Below are 17,134 nucleotides of genomic sequence, written 5' to 3' on the forward strand. Positions count from 1 at the left end.
TTTATTAACTATTTCTCCATAAGACATTGATTTATTTATGAAATACAATTCAAAAAGAAAAGAAATGATCTTTCGGATGATGCAAATATTTGTATTGGCAGGCATGAGTCTGTTTTTGCCTCAATGGGCTGAGGCCGTAGAATTTAATACCAATATTATCGATGCAAAAGATCGCGATAATATCGATCTCTCTCGATTTGAAGTTAATGATTACACTCCACCAGGGAATTACTTACTCGATGTTTTTATTAATGGCCGATTATTACCCGATAGTGAATTAATCACTTATTTACCTGTCGATGAGGGTAAATCAAGCAGAGTATGTTTGTCTCCAGAATTAGTTGACCTATTGGGTCTATCCCCTGCAGTGCGTGAGTCACTGACATTATGGCACGACGGTCAATGTGTTGCTCTTGATGAAAAAGAAGAAATAACCACAACCTACGATAAAGAGAAACAATACTTAATTATTTCCATCCCACAAGCTTGGCTGGCCTACAGTGATCCGAATTGGGTGCCACCTTCACAATGGGATAACGGTGTTACCGGCGCGCTATTAGATTACAACCTTTTTGGGAGTCGCTATGCACCGAAGCACGGTGATAGTTCGACAAACTTTAGTAGCTACGGAACGGCGGGGGCCAATATGGGCCCATGGCGTATTCGTGCGGACTACCAATATATTAATAATGAAAATGGTGGCTCACAATATAGCAACTTTAATTGGTCGCAAGTTTATGCTTTTCGCGCCATCCCTTCGATAGGGGCTAAATTTGTCGGGGGCCAAACTTACCTGAGCTCCAGTATTTTTGACTCATTCCGTTTTCTCGGCGCATCGCTTTCCAGTGACGAGCGCATGCTGCCACCGACAATGCGTGGCTATGCACCTCAGGTCATCGGGATTGCGCGGACCAATGCCAGAGTGATTTTGAGCCAGAATGGTCGTACGCTTTATCAAACCAACGTTGCGCCGGGTCCGTTTGCTATTCAGGATATTAGTGAAGCGGTACAGGGCAATATTGATGTTCGAGTCGAAGAGGAAGATGGTCGAGTCACCACTTTCCAAGTCAGCGCTGCGACAGTGCCATTCTTAACCCGAAAAGGGGCGATCCGCTATAAAACGGCTTTGGGTCGGCCAACACAGGGCAGTCATAACTCGGTTAGTGACCCTAACTTTTTCAATGGTGAGGTGTCGTGGGGGGCATTTAATGATGTTTCCTTGTATGGCGGGCTGATAGCGACATCACAGGATTACACTGCCGTTGCGTTGGGCGTCGGACAGAACTTGCATGAATTTGGCGCATTGTCTGTCGATGTGACGCATTCGCGCGCTCAGTTACCTAACGAAGCGAAAAAAAGCGGCGAAAGTTATCGTGTTAACTATTCCAAACGTTTTGATCAGACCAATAGTCAAATTACGTTTGCCGGATACCGTTTCTCGGAAAAGAACTTCATGAGCATGAACCAGTATTTGGATCAGCTCAATAATAATGATTATCTACAAAATGATAAGCAGACATACACCGTCACCGCTAACCAGTATTTAGCGTGGCCAGATATCACGATGTATCTCTCGGCAACTCATAAAACGTATTGGAATGATGCTTCCAGTAACAACTACGGGGTTTCTGTGAGCAAAATATTCGATATCGGTGAATTTAAAGGAATTTCGGCAACACTTTCTGCCAACAAAGTGAAATACCAATACGAAAATGAGAATCAGGTTTTCTTCTCATTCAGTCTGCCTATTGGGACAGGGCAGCAAGTGAGCTATGACGCGCAGCACGATAAAAACAATGGTTACTCGCAGAACGTTTCATATTTCAACAGCCAAGATCCACGAAATATTTGGCGTGTCAGTGCCGGTGGTGCCAGTCCAGAATTGCAGCAAGGGAATGGTGTTTTCCGAGGTGGGTATCAGCACCGCTCTCCTTATGGTGAGTTTGGTATTGATGGTAGCCATAAAAATAACGAATACAACTCAGTGAATACTAACTGGTATGGTTCGATTACAGCGACAGCCCACGGTATTGCCGCTCATCAAAACAAATCAGGTAATGAGCCACGGATAATGATCGATACCGGTGATGTTTCAGGTGTGTCTCTGAATAATAATTCTGCAATGACTAACCGATTTGGTGTTGCGGTTGTGAATGGTATTACAAGCTACCAGCAGTCAGATGTTCGAGTCGACGTACACAGTTTGCCGGAAGATATTGAGGTTTACAGTACGGTTATTCAAAAAACGCTGACCGAAGGAGCGATAGGCTACCGAGAAATAAGAGCGGTAAAAGGCCAACAAATTATGGCTATTATCCGCCAAAAAGAAGGCAGCTTCCCTCCTTTGGGCGCATCGGTTATTGCCGATAAAAATGGTGCAGAGGTGGGTATTGTCGGTGACGGTGGATTAACTTATTTAGCTGGGTTAGAAGAGGGCGGAAACTTAACCGTTCAGTGGGGCAAGCAGCAGTGCAAGATAGTATTACCGAAAAATGGCGACATGAATTCAGGAAAGATTTTGCTTCCATGTCAATAAGGTGAGCGACTATTTTAAAATTTGACTCATTATTTCCAGCGTTTGACCGAAAACTAAGACTTATGACAATTTTTAACCACAGCATAGCCGTAAAAATTAGAGTGAAATAGAACATGAAAAATATTAATAGCCCTATCCATACCCACAAAAACCAGCCACTGAGTGCTGCCTTGGTCGGGATCACATTATTGCTGACCTCCCTAGTGAGTGAGGCCGCGATAAATCTGGATCGCACGCGGATTGTTTTTAATGATACTGACAAATCTGCCAGTATTATTTTGGTGAACCAGAGTACCACTTCCCCATATCTGGCGCAGTCTTGGGTAGAAGATAGCGCAGGGCAGAAAGTGGATAGTCCGCTAGCGGCATTGCCGCCAATGCAACGAATCGATGCCGGGCAAAAAAGTCAGGTCCGGATTATGAAGCTCGCTGACGTCAGTAAATTACCTACGGATCGCGAAACATTATTCTATTTCAATGTGCGGGAAGTGCCGCCGAAAAGTGATATGTCTAATGTGGTGCAAATCGCTATCCAAAGCAGAGTGAAATTATTCTACCGGCCGGCAGCGATCAAAGCGGATTACAACAATGTCTGGCAGGAAAAATTACAGCTCACTAAGCAAGGTGAAAGCCTCAAAATCAATAACCCGACACCGTATTACATTACGTTGGGCTATTTAAGTCAGGACAATCGCGGCAATTTCCCGGGTTTTGATAGTGTCATGATTGCGCCTTTTGGCACCGAGACGGTTAAGACGCCAGGTTACAGCGGTAGCCATTACACCATTGGCTATATGGACGATTTTGGTGGCATGAAAATGCGCACATTTAATTGTTCTGCGGTCGATTGCCAAATTCAGCCCGCTGAAAAGAAAAAGTAACAGATGCGACCTGCCTCTGGCCCGGAAAAGGAATAACAATGACTCATGCGATTTTAAATAAAATGGGCCAGCTAGGCGGCTTGCTCGTGACTTTATTCGCGGCACTGCTGTTTTCACAAGCCGTATATGCGCTCGATTGCGTTGAGCAAGGCACGGGTATGGTGATTAAGCCTGCCATCCCTATCGGGCAATTAGCCATCCCTTCGAATGTGCCAGCAGGGACGAAAGTTTGGCAATCAAATGATATTACGGTAACGGCCTATTGCGATAATGTCTTAGGGTCAGTAACCGATCAGGTGTGGTTTTACTTTAATCCGCTACACCAATCATTAGGACAGGGTTTGCAATTAGGTGTCAGTTATAATGGCCAAGACTTAGAAACCAACTCGGCCCGCTTAAATACCAATACAACCCCAATAAGAACAGGGCAAAGCGTCACGGTGACGGTGACTTTCCGATTATACATTAAAGTCACCGGCAACCCGCCTTCAAGTGGTTATTATGTGGGTGCCGATAATTTTACGGTATTCCAGCTTGATGGTTCAGGCGGTTTGAATCTATGGCCAGGGGCGAAGAATTTACGTTATGCTTTGTCGGGATTAACGGGGGCACGCTTTATTGCCTGTGGTGCGGATTTAGTGGTTTCTCCGGCATCACAAATTGTGAACTTTGGCGTTTTCAATCGGACGTTACTGCAAAACACGGGGAATAATATTAGTCAGCCATTTTCCATCACCGCAGTGAAGCAAGGCTGTTTATCCAATTTTTCTATTCAAGCTGAATTTACCACGACCAATCCATTAATTGGTAACAATGCGGTTGATATGAGAAATGGCACCAAACTCACGATATATAACGATGCTAATCAGGCAATTGTTTACAATCAGTATGCGAACTTTGCTGAGTTAAACAATGTTACTCAGGTGACAAAAGGGTATACCGCCAGCTTAAATTCAATTGCAGGTCAAACCGTGCAATTGGGCCAATTTGATGCAACGGCCATTGTGAAAATTAACTATTATTGATATTCGTTATTACTGATGTAAACAAGGGCTGAGAGAGGATATCTCACAGCCCTTTGTCGTTATTTGAGTATTCAGTTATTGATGTGCCTCGTGATGTTCATCGGCCTAGAAACATAATGGCTGCAATTGTTGATAGAGCTTTTTAAATATTATCCGACGAGCAGCGTAGTCTTGATGCCGCTGTGTATCCGGAATATGGGTCTGTTCCAGTGGCAGTGCGGGTAATAAATCCGCTAAAGATTGGTGCGGATTCAATGCAATTTGTGCCAGCCGTGCTGCACCTAGCGCTGGGCCAACATCACCACCCGTGCGATATTCCAGAGTCTGACCACTGATATCGGCTAGCATCTGCCGCCAATAGGCGCTACGCGCACCACCGCCTATCAAGGTGACCGATTTCGGCTGTAACCCACTGGCATGCAAGGCATCCATTCCATCGGCCAAAGCAAATCCTACCCCTTCCAACACCGCTCGGGCTAAATCTGCTCGGCCATGTTCGTGGGTAAAGCCCCAGAATGCCCCTTTGGCATTGGGATTGTTATGTGGTGTGCGCTCGCCCGAAAGATAGGGCAGGAACCAGACTGGGGTCGTCGCGGGAGGGGTATTTTCCACTTCATTGATGAGGGCGGGCACACTCTCGACGCCCGTGAGTTGGCAGGCCCAATCCAGACAGGAGGCTGCACTGAGCATCACAGACATCAAATGCCATGTATTCGGCAATGCATGACAAAAACTGTGAACGGCGCTAGCAGGATTACTGAGAAAACCGTCGCTAACCGCGAAATAGACGCCAGATGTTCCCAATGACAGCATCGCCTGACCGGTTTGGTATAAACCAACGCCTATCGCACCTGCGGCATTATCGCCACCACCGGCGACTACCGGTATGGTGTTGATGCCCCAACGCTGCGCAATTTCAGCACGGACATGGCCCGTAATCTGGCTACCTTCAAACAGCATTGGCATGTGCTGCCGGCTTAAATCGCAGGCGGCCAGCATGTCATCACTCCAGTCACGCTTAGCCACATCCAGCCACAGGGTACCTGCGGCATCCGACATATCGCTAGCAAAGTCGCCACTGATCAGAAAACGCAGATAATCTTTGGGTAACAGGACCTTATCGATGCGGTTGAATACCTCGGGTTCATGCTCTGCCAGCCATTTTAGCTTCGGTGCAGTAAATCCAGGCATCATTAGGTTGCCGGTAATTTGGCGCGACGCGGGTACTGCGGCCTCTAACGCTTGGCACTGCGCAAAACTGCGACCATCATTCCACAAAATAGCCGGACGCAGCACTTGATGCTGCTTGTCCAGTAAGGTCGCACCATGCATTTGCCCCGTCAGTCCAAGGGCTTTTACCTGTTGTAAATCATGTATGGCGGCGAGTGATTGCATAGCCTGATCGGTTGCCTGCCACCAATCGGCAGGGTTTTGTTCAGACCATAAAGGATGGGGGCGCGAGACAGACAATGGCGCACTTTGGCTAGCAATGACTTGTCCGTTTTCGGCCAGTAGGATGGCTTTGACGCCGGAAGTGCCCAGATCGATGCCAATATACATGTAATCTCCTCTTCTGAAATGCCCTGAACAAATCCGTTATCGATTCATCAAATCATTACCCCAGAACGTGGCGTTGCCCTTAACTCAGTGCAACGCCAAGCTCGAAAGGGGTATCAGCTGGTCACTGAAGTTCGAGTATTAGCCGAAGATATAGCGGTTAACCTGATTTTCCAGCAACTCCTGATGACCGCTTTGGTGACGAGGATTCAGGTTTTGTTGAGCAGCATAACGTGCCAGATCTTCTAGCGACATTTTCCCTTTCAGAATCTGTTGACCTAACTCAGTGCTCCAACCGGCATAGCGTTTGGCAACTTGTTGATCCAATAGGCCATCTTCAATCATTTTGGCGGCAATTTTCAGTGCCAATGCCATGGTATCCATCGCCCCAATATGACCGTAGAACAAATCATATTTATCCGTACTCTGGCGGCGCACTTTGGCATCAAAATTCAAGCCACCGGTAGTAAAACCGCCTGCCTTGAGAATCTCGAACATCACTAGCGCATTTTCTTCCACGCTGTTTGGGAACTGGTCGGTATCCCAACCCAATTGTGGATCGCCACGGTTAGCATCGACGGAACCGAAAATACCCAATGCAATCGCACTGGCAATCTCATGATGGAAAGAGTGCCCAGCCAAGGTGGCATGGTTGGCTTCAATGTTAACTTTAATCTCTTTTTCCAGCCCGAACTGCTTGAGGAACCCGTAAACCGTTGCGACATCATAATCGTATTGGTGCTTGGTCGGTTCCTGTGGTTTTGGCTCGATCAGCAACGTGCCTTGGAAACCGATTTTATGCTTATGCTCAACCACCATCTGCATAAAGCGGCCAATTTGCTCACGCTCTTGGCGTAAATCGGTATTTAACAGGGACTCGTAACCTTCACGGCCACCCCATAATACATAGTTTTCGCCGCCGAGTTTTTGCGTTGCATTCATGGCAGTGAAGACTTGGGTTGCCGCCCAACTGAAAACTTCGGGATCTGGATTCGTGGCTGCCCCAGCACCATAACGTGGATGGGTGAAGCAGTTAGCAGTGCCCCATAATAATTTTACGCCGCTGCTTGCTTGTTTCTCCGCCAATACATCAGTCATGGCGGCAAAATTGCTCAGATACTCTTTTAAGGATGCGCCTTCAGGTGAGACATCCACATCATGGAAGCAGTAGTAAGGCACATTCAGCTTATGGAAAAACTCAAAAGCGATATCGGCTTTGTGTTTTGCCAGCGCGAGTGCATCGCCGGGTTGTTGCCATGGGCGATCAAAGGCATTACTGCCGAACATATCGGCTCCGCCCCAGCAGAAGGTATGCCAGTAACAGGCCGCGAATCGCAGGTGGTCGGCCATACGCTTACCAAGGATAATTTCATCCGGATTGTAGTGATGAAACGCCAATGGATTAGCGCTTTGGCTGCCTTCGTAACGCACTTGTTCTAATTCATCAAAATAAGATTGCATGCAATACTCCTTGGAAGCTGGCCCGCATAATTGGGCTAGTGAGCTTTTATCTTCGGAGTTGTTTGTTATTCTCTCAATTACGTTATTTCACACTCAAATTCAGAGAATTATTAATTGTGGAGCAGATCTCATAAATAACCGAATAATGATAAAAACGGCTTAATAATCATTATGTGGATAACATCTCTTTGCCGAATTATGCATTTCACAGGGAAGAAAACATGATCGTTATCATAAAATTAACATTAAACCAAAAAACATAATTGGTGGATGAAAATCTGTAATTGCCGATGTGCAAATAAGCGTCAACAATCCCTAATGCAGTTGATGTTTACCGTTTCTCTTACCCTGCTTGCACAATAAGAAAGGTACCGAAAGATGAAATTTAAGAACATTTTACTCTCCGCATGTGCCGCACTGGTGATGTTTAGTCAGCCAGGATTCAGTAAAGAAATTAAAATCGGCATGGCGATAGACGATCTTCGTCTTGAGCGCTGGCAGAAAGACCGCGATATTTTTGTTAACAAAGCCGAATCACTCGGCGCTAAAGTATTTGTTCAATCCGCAAATGGCAATGAAGAAACACAAATGTCGCAGATTGAAAATATGATTAACCGTGGTGTCGATGTGCTGGTTATTATTCCTTATAACGGGCAAGTACTCAGTAATGTGATTGCTGAAGCTAAACGGGAAGGGATAAAAGTATTGGCCTATGACCGCATGATTAATAATGCGGATATTGATTTTTATATCTCATTCGATAATGAAAAAGTGGGTGAATTACAAGCCAAAAGCTTAGTTGAACGAGTACCACAAGGTAATTACTTCTTGATGGGTGGTTCGCCGGTAGATAACAACGCCAAATTGTTCCGTCAGGGGCAAATGACAGTACTTAATCCACTGATTAAAGAAGGTAAAATAAAAATTGTCGGCGACCAATGGGTTGACGCATGGTTACCTGAGAATGCGTTAAAAATCATGGAAAATGCGCTCACGGCCAACAATAATAAAATTGATGCGGTGGTGGCATCGAATGACGCGACTGCTGGCGGGGCTATTCAAGCATTAGCCGCACAAGGTTTGGCGGGTAAAGTGGCTATTTCTGGTCAGGATGCTGATCTGGCAGCAATAAAACGCATCGTTGCCGGTACACAAACCATGACCGTCTATAAGCCCATCACTAAGTTAGCCAATGACGCGGCTGAAATTGCCGTCAGTTTGGGTAAAGGTGAGCAACCTAAGGCAAACAGTCAATTAAATAATGGTATTAAAGATGTACCCGCTTATTTGTTAACACCGATCCAAGTCGATAAAAATAATATTGACAGTACCATTATCGCCGATGGATTCCACAAAAAAGCAGATGTTTATTAATTAACGACGCGGAAATTATTTTCAATAAACAGCCGATGAATTGGAACGATTAACGTAATTAATAGATTGTCGCTAATCAGATAGACCATTAATCTGTCGGATATTAATCTAACGGGCTGAAAATCTAATACGCTGTTAATCGAATGGATTATTCATCTGGTTATTGCCAATAATATACCCTGCGAACTTGAAGCCGCAGGGTATATGGGGGAATTATGCCCTACCTACTCGAAATGAAAAATATCACCAAGCAGTTTGGTGTCGTTAAAGCCGTTGATAATATCAGCCTGACACTGGAGGCTGGGCAGGTATTATCGCTATGCGGCGAGAATGGCTCGGGAAAATCCACACTAATGAAAGTGTTATGTGGTATTTACCCTACAGGTACCTATCAAGGGGAAATAATTTTTGCGGGTGAAACGCTTCAGGCCAAAAATATTCGTGAAACCGAGCAAAAAGGTGTTGCGATAATTCATCAGGAATTGGCGTTAGTGAAACAAATGTCCGTGCTGGAGAATATGTTCCTCGGCTCAGAATGGGGCCGGTACGGCATCATGGATTTCGACGCCATGTATCTCCGCTGCCAACGGATGCTGGCACAAGTTAAATTGGCCGTCGATCCCTATACACCGGTCGGTGAATTGGGCCTTGGGCAGCAACAGTTGGTCGAAATCGCGAAAGCACTGAATAAGCAAGTTCGGCTGCTGGTGCTGGATGAACCCACGGCCTCACTGACGGAAAGTGAAACGGCTATTTTGCTGGATATTATCCGTGACCTACGCAATCACGGCATTGCTTGCATCTATATCTCGCACAAACTTAACGAAGTGAAAGCGATATCGGATCACATATGTGTGATCCGCGATGGCCGCCATATCGGCACGCGTACTGCGGCCAGTATGAGCGAGGATGACATTATCGCCATGATGGTGGGCCGCGAGTTAAAAGAGTTGTATCCCCATGAAGCACACAACATCGGCGAGGAAATTCTGCGGGTGGAAAATCTGTGCGCTTGGCATCCGGTCAACCGCCATATTCGCCGAGTCGATGACGTTTCTTTCTCCTTGAAACGGGGTGAAATTCTTGGGGTGGCAGGGTTAGTGGGGTCGGGCCGGACAGAAACAGTGCAATGCCTGTTTGGTGTCTATCCGGGCCGCTGGCAGGGCGATATTTTTATTGATGGCAAAGCCGTCACCGTCAGCAATTGTCAGCAAGCCATGAAATTGGGTATTGCCATGGTGCCGGAAGATCGCAAAAAAGATGGCATCGTCCCTGTGATGGGGGTTGGGGCTAATATCACACTGGCGGCATTAGCTGATTTTACCGGCGCGTTTAGCGTATTGGATGATGCTAAAGAGCAATCCACCATTGTGCAGTCTTTGGCGCGGCTGAAAGTTAAAACCTCTTCTTCCGAGCTGGCGATCGCTCGGCTCAGTGGCGGCAACCAGCAAAAAGCCATCTTGGCGAAATGCCTGCTGCTTAACCCACGGATTTTGATCCTCGATGAACCGACGCGCGGTATTGATATCGGCGCAAAATATGAAATCTATAAACTTATCAACCAATTGGTCCAACAGGGGATTGCGGTTATTGTGATTTCCTCTGAACTGCCGGAGGTCTTGGGATTAAGTGATCGAGTGCTGGTGATGCATCAGGGGCGCATCAAAGCCGATCTCATTAACCAGAACCTGACTCAAGAACAGGTCATGGAAGCCGCACTCAGGAGTGAAACCCATGTCGCAAGCTAATCAATCTGATGTTAATGCACCCGAAAATGGCGAGAAAAAGCCATTTTTTCGGCTAAAATCCGTGAATTTGCAAGTTTTTGTGATGTTGGCTGCCATCGCCATCATTATGTTGTTCTTTACGTTCACCACTGAAGGGGCCTATCTCAGCGCCAGAAATATTTCGAATCTGCTGCGCCAAACAGCGATCACCGGCATCCTCGCGGTGGGAATGGTGTTTGTCATTATTTCTGCTGAAATCGATTTGTCCGTGGGCTCGATGATGGGGTTATTAGGCGGGGCCGCTGCTATTTTTGACGTCTGGCTCGGTTGGCCGCTTCCGCTAACTATCGTGGTCACGTTGGCTTTAGGGTTGGTACTGGGGGCATGGAACGGTTGGTGGGTCGCGTATCGCAAAGTGCCTTCATTTATCGTCACATTGGCGGGGATGCTGGCTTTTCGTGGCATCTTGATTGGTATCACCAACGGCACCACCGTCTCACCAACCAGTAATGCGATGTCGCAAATCGGTCAAAGTTACCTGCCTAATGGCCTTGGATTCGGCATTGGTGCCATTGGCTTGATGCTCTTTGTGGCTTGGCAATGGCATCGGCGTAGCAACCGCATCCGGCTCGGTTTGCCTGTCGCCGCCCCACAAGGGGATGTGACGCGGCAATCTATCACCGCCGTTATCGTTCTTGGCGCAATATATTTATTGAATGATTATCGTGGCGTCCCTACACCGGTATTGATTTTGACGGCGCTGATGCTGGTCGGGATATTTATGGCGACCCGTACCGCATTTGGTCGCCGGATTTACGCCATTGGTGGCAATATCGATGCTGCCCGTTTGTCGGGGGTGAATGTCGAGCGCACTAAATTGGCGGTTTTTGCAATCAATGGCTTGATGGTCGCTATCGCGGGCTTAATTCTCAGCTCACGTTTGGGCGCTGGCTCACCTTCGGCGGGTAACATTGCTGAACTGGATGCCATTGCCGCGTGTGTCATCGGTGGCACTAGCCTTGCTGGCGGGATCGGCAGTGTCGCGGGTGCAGTGATGGGCGCATTTATTATGGCTTCTCTCGACAATGGGATGAGCATGCTAGATGTGCCGACGTTCTGGCAGTACATTGTTAAAGGCGCGATTTTGCTGCTGGCGGTATGGATGGATTCAGCCACAAAACGCCGAGTTTAATCCGATCCCCTCGCAGAGAGATCAATGCCATACTGCATTGATCTCTCTACCGATTCAGTGTCGATATCCCCCCACTTCAGGAGCCACTCCTATGTTTGAGAAACGCTACCGGATAACCTTGCTGTTTAACGCTAACAAAGTGTACGACCGGCAAGTGGTGGAAGGCGTCGGCGAGTATTTGCAGGCTTCACAATGTGACTGGGATATTTTTATCGAGGAGGATTTTCGTTGTCGTATCGATAATATCCGCGATTGGTTGGGGGATGGTGTTATTGCTGATTTTGATGATCGGCAGATAGAGCAGCTGCTGGTGAATGTCGATGTCCCTATTATCGGTGTTGGCGGGTCATATCATCAACCAGAGGACTATCCGGCAGTTGATTATATTGCGACGGATAATCGAGCCTTGGTCGAGGCTGCATTTATGCATCTCAAAGAGAAGGGGCTAAACCGTTTTGCTTTTTACGGCCTTCCCGCCAGCAGTGATAAACGCTGGGCGCAAGAGCGGGAGTATGCTTTCCGTCAATTAGTGGCGGCGGAGCAATATCAGGGTGTGGTCTACCAAGGGATGGCTACGGCACCGGCTAACTGGCAATACACCCAGAATCGGCTGGCCGATTGGGTACAAACTCTTCCTCATCAGACGGGGATTATTGCGGTGACAGATGCAAGGGCGCGTCATTTATTGCAAGTGTGCGAACATCTGGATATTGCCGTCCCAGAAAAACTGAGTGTTATTGGCATCGATAATGAAGAGCTGACGCGCTATTTGTCGCGTGTCGCGCTTTCTTCAGTGGCGCAAGGCACGCGGCAGATGGGGTATCGGGCGGCTAAGTTGCTGCACCAACGCTTAAACCAACGTCAGAAGCAGCAAGAGATGCAGCCGTTGCAGCGGATTTTGGTACCGCCAGTCAAAGTTATCGCCCGTCGCTCAACAGATTTTCGTTCGCTACGCGATCCTGCGGTTATTCAGGCGATGCATTACATTCGCCATCATGCTTGCAAAGGAATTAAGGTTGAGCAGGTGCTGGATGCGGTCGGCATGTCGCGCTCAAATCTGGAAAAACGGTTTAAGGACGATATCGGGCAGACGATCCATGGTGTGATTCATGAAGAAAAGTTGGATCGGGCGCGCAATCTACTCTCTGCGACCTCGTTACCCATCAATGAAATCTCGCAAATGTGTGGCTACCCGTCACTGCAATACTTCTATTCGGTATTCAAAAAGGGCTATTCCATCACACCGAAAGAACACCGCGATAAATATGGCGAAGTCAGTTATTAACCCTGCGGTGCCGCGATACATTTATATTTAGTCAGTCTTGGCACATGATTTACCCACCGGCTCGATCTAATGAATAGCGCGCTACCATAAACGCGCTATAATCACCGACTTAGATCATCATATCTATGGAAGATCATCGTCCCCGGTGGGGCGGCTGGACTTCAAATCCAGATGGGGCCGCCAGCGGTCCTCGGCAGGTTCGACTCCTGTGATCTTCCGCCAATTAGCCTCTCCTGAACTCCACTGTCTCAAGTAAATCCCCTATAATACCCGCAATTACTGCTAATTATGTTCTCCCGAGGTCAACTGTCTCTACCAGAATCAAGTGCATTCTGGGGGCATAATGGGGGGCATGATTTATAGCCCCATTTTGAGATGCCCCCAATGAAGCTAACAGTCAGACAAATCGACACAGCCAAGCCCAAAGAGAAGCCGTACAAGCTATCTGATGGTGGAGGCCTCTACCTTGAAGTAACCACCAACGGCTCACGCTACTGGCGTTTAAAGTATCGTTATGCCGGTAAAGAAAAGCGCCTTGCCTTCGGCGTTTATCCTGAGGTTTCTCTCGCTCAAGCCCGTGAAAAGCGTGAAGCTGCGAAAAAGTTACTATCTGCTGGAAGCGATCCCGGAGAGCTAAAGAAAGCAGAGAAAATCGCCCAAAAGCTTAACTATGAAAATACCTTCGAAGCTATTGCCCGTGAATGGCATCAGTTGAGAGCGGATCGTTGGTCATTACGTTATCGCGATGAAATTATTGATACCTTTGAAAAGGATATTTTCCCCTACATTGGTAAACGCCCTATAGCTGAAATTAAGCCCATGGAATTGCTGGAAACCCTTCGCCGGATGGAAAAACGCGGCGCGTTAGAGAAGATGCGCAAAGTTAGGCAGCGCTGTGGTGAAGTATTCCGTCATGCGATCGTGACCGGACGCGCTGAATACAATCCTGCCCCCGACCTCGCTACAGCCCTCGCAACACCAAAGAAAACGCATTTTCCTTTCCTGACTGCCGAAGAGCTTCCTCACTTTCTTAGAGATCTTGCAGGCTATACCGGGAGTGTTATTACCAAGACTGCAACTCAAATCATCATGCTGACAGGGGTACGAACTCAGGAATTACGTTTTGCCCGTTGGGAGGATATTAATTTTGAAAAGCGGCTCTGGGAGATCCCTGCTGAAGTCATGAAAATGAAACGGCCACACATCGTTCCGATGTCGGATCAGGTTGTCGCGCTCTTTGAATCACTGAAGCCCATTACGGGGCTATATCCGCTGGTATTTGTCGGACGTAATGATCGTACCAGGCCGATCTCAAAGGAAAGCGTTAATCAGGTGATTGAGTTGTTGGGATATAAAGGAAGGCTGACAGGGCACGGTTTCCGCCACACTATGAGTACCATCCTGCATGAAGAAGGCTTTAACTCAGCGTGGATTGAAACGCAGCTTGCGCATGTGGATAAGAACGCGATACGTGGGACATATAACCATGCTCAGTATTTGGAGGGGCGTAGGGAAATGATGCAGTGGTATGCGGATTACATTGCTGAGTTTATCAAAGTTGGCACAATCCCACAGTCTAAAAGGGTATCGTGGCGGATAGCATAAATCCATATGACAGCCATCTAGATGCGCCCGCATCTAGATGGCTAATAGAATTAATATTTGTTGATGCGCTATTTTTTTTCAGCTGATGAAATTAACTCTAAATTCAGCTGTTTACAGTACAGATGAGAATTGACTTGTAAGCCACCTTTGCCTGACCAACTGGCAAGATCTTGCCGGAGCTTGGATAGCCTTGTGCTGGTAATGTAACTTGTCCTAAAACGCTCAAGTTCATCACTAACTAATGTCTGATTTGAATAAACATTCAGCGATGATGCCAAAAAATGGCATAGGCGGTCACCTAACATGAGTACTTCTTTACCATAGATAGTGCGCAATATTCTGATTAAAGCACTGTTTACATCTGGGGTATGTTCTAGTACCAAGTCGAGGCGACCAGTATGTAGATCAGTAAGCCATGAGTCATTTGTGATGATCCTATCATTTTGAATATCATAAAGAACTGAATCCCATGACATTAGAGTCGTATTCAGCAGACTCTCCACATCTCTTTGAATGATAAAATGATGTTTAAATGCCCAAGTCTCCTCAAGGCTCCAGATATCAATGTCAACATTGAAGTCCCTAACCCTGAAGCCACCAAATTTATTTTCAGTTATCTGCTGCAAACCATAATCAGAAAGAGCTTTATGAAGATGTCTCTTGGAACCAGCAAAAACTAAGTCTATATCAGAACGAAACTGGTGAGCCGTAAAAAGACCAATATCACGGATAAGCCCACCAAAAACATACAGATGTGCCTGCTGCGACAGCGCCTTGATCAGCGCCGTCTCGCTTTGTCTTCCTCCCCGACCAGATTTGATGTAATACTTTATCCGGCGCTTAAGAAGATTCTCATTTCTGACGACATTCGTACTGGTGGAGTTTTGCGAGTTCATCATGTAATGCTATCAGATAACTGTCAGTCATGCCCGAAATCGCATCAGCGAGCAACTGAGCCTCTTTGTAATGAGCTGGTAAGTCGTTTTCTTGTTCAAAAATACGACGATAATTTTCCGAAATACGACCATAAACATAACGACCAAATGGTGTATCCCATTGAGAGTCATCTGTTGCACGGCCTTTAATTCCGAGCCAAAGCATATCCATTAGGCCCTTGATATAGTTAGAGCCTTTTAGCTCAAGCTTAAGGACACTACTGTGCTTGTAGCCCCTAGAACTATCAAATTTCTTCAATACCTTACACAAGTTTCTACCATGGCTTTCAGACACCAAGTCCTTGATTTGACAATTGTCATTCAAAAACTTGTTGATATTATCTTTAAATGCGATAACAACCGCATCAACAAGCTCTGCGATAGCATAGACACGAAACTTTTGCATGCTCATATCATTAAGCTCTGCAGGGGAAAGGTCTTGTTGCGCGTAGGTCGTATGATCTTTTTTGCAATTATCCACAACGCGTGCCGCAACAACATCCTCTTTACAAAGCTGATGACACTGAATGAAGTCCATAAGGTCGTGAAATGAGGCAAGCCCTTTTTTCACAATATCTTCAGCATCAAGTACTGAGTAGGCGATGTCATCACAAGCTTCCATTAGGTAGGTAAATGGATGACGAACACCTTCGCACAAGCCAGTTTTTTCCCAGACATCATGCACAACATCTTTCTCTGAAAGGAAGAAACCATGTTTAGTCCATAGCTCGGAATTTGCATCCGACGATATGGGGTACTTGATCATTGATGCTAGGGTGGCATAGGTAAGATTTAGCCCATAATTATCATTTAAAATTTGAAGCTTAGTCACCAAACGAAATGTCTGGGAATTCCCATCAAAACGACGAAAATCGTCATAAATTTTTTCTTCATACTCTTTAGTTTTTTCAGGCAGGTTTTTTGTAAACCATTCACTCATAGCTTTCTCACCTTGATGCCCAAAAGGTGGATTGCCCATATCATGCACCAAACCAATTGTCGCTAGCAGTGCTGGTACATCGCGCTCAAGGCAGATATCTTCGCGAACATCCTTGAATATCTCATCTTGAAGCTCAAAAGCCAGTCGCATGCCGATCCCTCTCGACAAATTAGCCACTTCATGTGAATGAGTAAGGCGTGTTCTGACACTATCATTTTTATCCAAGGGAAAAACTTGTGTTTTGTCTGCTAGCCGACGAGTAGGTGCAGCGAAGAGGATACGGTCAAAATCACGTTCTATCTGCTGCCTACCTTTGGAAGTATCTTGGGATGAATCCTTATTTTCTTTTTTGGGTTTACGCCGATTACTGTTTAAGAGGTCATTCCAATGCATGAGAGTTCCTGATGAAGATGTGGTCCACTAAAGTTTCATACATATTAACAATGGAATATTTTAAAAATCATGACTAACCGCACAAAAAAAAGAACATAAGCACATGATATTATTAGTTCTGCAATTATTTTTAGCCTGAATGCCGTTAAACAAAAATCACAATCATTCCGAATGGTGAAACATTGTTTACCATTCTTTTTGACTACCAAAATCCAGCGTTTGA

12 protein-coding genes and 1 tRNA gene are annotated in these 17,134 nt (G+C 46.3%); 9 read left to right on the forward strand and 4 right to left on the reverse strand.

Going from position 1 to position 17,134, the window contains the following annotated elements; translation table 11 throughout:
* The first annotated feature begins 76 nt into the window (after positions 1 to 76).
* The 3 genes from DA391_RS00260 to DA391_RS00270 all read left to right on the forward strand — a co-directional run bounded on the left by DA391_RS00260 (position 77) and on the right by DA391_RS00270 (position 4,442).
* A complete protein-coding gene (locus tag DA391_RS00260; RefSeq protein WP_240624781.1) occupies positions 77 to 2,536 on the forward strand; it encodes a fimbria/pilus outer membrane usher protein in 2,460 nt (819 codons plus the stop codon).
* 113 nt (positions 2,537 to 2,649) lie between these two features.
* Positions 2,650 to 3,417, forward strand: coding sequence for a fimbrial biogenesis chaperone (locus tag DA391_RS00265; RefSeq protein ID WP_050083420.1), 768 nt, complete (start codon positions 2,650 to 2,652; stop codon positions 3,415 to 3,417).
* Positions 3,418 to 3,455: 38 nt separating this feature from the next.
* The gene (locus DA391_RS00270) at positions 3,456 to 4,442 is read left to right on the forward strand and encodes a fimbrial protein (protein WP_050083421.1); all 987 of its coding nucleotides are present in this window, start codon (positions 3,456 to 3,458) and stop codon (positions 4,440 to 4,442) included.
* A gap of 105 nt (positions 4,443 to 4,547) precedes the next feature.
* Here the strand turns inward: DA391_RS00270 and xylB are convergent, their stop codons facing one another.
* Positions 4,548 to 6,002 (reverse strand): xylulokinase, encoded by a 1,455-nt coding sequence (xylB, locus tag DA391_RS00275; RefSeq protein ID WP_050083422.1) that lies wholly within the window; start codon positions 6,000 to 6,002, stop codon positions 4,548 to 4,550.
* 138 nt (positions 6,003 to 6,140) lie between these two features.
* Entirely contained in the window at positions 6,141 to 7,460 is a 1,320-nt protein-coding gene (gene xylA / locus DA391_RS00280; protein WP_050083423.1) for a xylose isomerase, read from the reverse strand.
* A gap of 378 nt (positions 7,461 to 7,838) precedes the next feature.
* Here xylA and xylF point away from each other — a divergent pair, with 378 nt between their 5' ends.
* The 6 genes from xylF to DA391_RS00305 all read left to right on the forward strand — a co-directional run bounded on the left by xylF (position 7,839) and on the right by DA391_RS00305 (position 14,643).
* Positions 7,839 to 8,834, forward strand: a complete 996-nt coding sequence (gene xylF, locus DA391_RS00285; protein ID WP_049607916.1) for a D-xylose ABC transporter substrate-binding protein — start codon at positions 7,839 to 7,841, stop codon at positions 8,832 to 8,834.
* Positions 8,835 to 9,049: 215 nt separating this feature from the next.
* Positions 9,050 to 10,582, forward strand: coding sequence for a xylose ABC transporter ATP-binding protein (locus DA391_RS00290; RefSeq protein ID WP_098905065.1), 1,533 nt, complete (start codon positions 9,050 to 9,052; stop codon positions 10,580 to 10,582).
* Positions 10,569 to 11,753 (forward strand): xylose ABC transporter permease XylH, encoded by a 1,185-nt coding sequence (xylH, locus tag DA391_RS00295; RefSeq protein ID WP_050083425.1) that lies wholly within the window; start codon positions 10,569 to 10,571, stop codon positions 11,751 to 11,753. The genes DA391_RS00290 and xylH overlap by 14 nt, the downstream gene beginning before the upstream one ends.
* Before the next feature lie 91 nt (positions 11,754 to 11,844).
* Positions 11,845 to 13,038, forward strand: coding sequence for a D-xylose utilization transcriptional activator XylR (gene xylR, locus DA391_RS00300; RefSeq protein WP_019212713.1), 1,194 nt, complete (start codon positions 11,845 to 11,847; stop codon positions 13,036 to 13,038).
* Positions 13,039 to 13,165: 127 nt separating this feature from the next.
* Positions 13,166 to 13,260, forward strand: a tRNA-Sec gene (locus DA391_RS24125).
* 162 nt (positions 13,261 to 13,422) lie between these two features.
* Entirely contained in the window at positions 13,423 to 14,643 is a 1,221-nt protein-coding gene (locus DA391_RS00305; protein WP_159074547.1) for a tyrosine-type recombinase/integrase, read from the forward strand.
* A 68-nt stretch (positions 14,644 to 14,711) separates the two neighbouring features.
* Here DA391_RS00305 and DA391_RS00310 read toward each other — a convergent pair whose 3' ends face one another.
* On the reverse strand, positions 14,712 to 15,542 hold the full coding sequence (locus tag DA391_RS00310) for a hypothetical protein (protein ID WP_108087218.1): 831 nt from the start codon (positions 15,540 to 15,542) through the stop codon (positions 14,712 to 14,714).
* The gene (locus DA391_RS00315; RefSeq protein ID WP_108087219.1) at positions 15,496 to 16,911 is read right to left on the reverse strand and encodes a deoxyguanosinetriphosphate triphosphohydrolase family protein; all 1,416 of its coding nucleotides are present in this window, start codon (positions 16,909 to 16,911) and stop codon (positions 15,496 to 15,498) included. The genes DA391_RS00310 and DA391_RS00315 overlap by 47 nt, the downstream gene beginning before the upstream one ends.
* Between the last annotated feature and the right edge of the window lie 223 nt (positions 16,912 to 17,134).

It is taken from the genome of Yersinia massiliensis (assembly GCF_003048255.1).
Lineage (GTDB): Bacteria > Pseudomonadota > Gammaproteobacteria > Enterobacterales > Enterobacteriaceae > Yersinia > Yersinia massiliensis_A.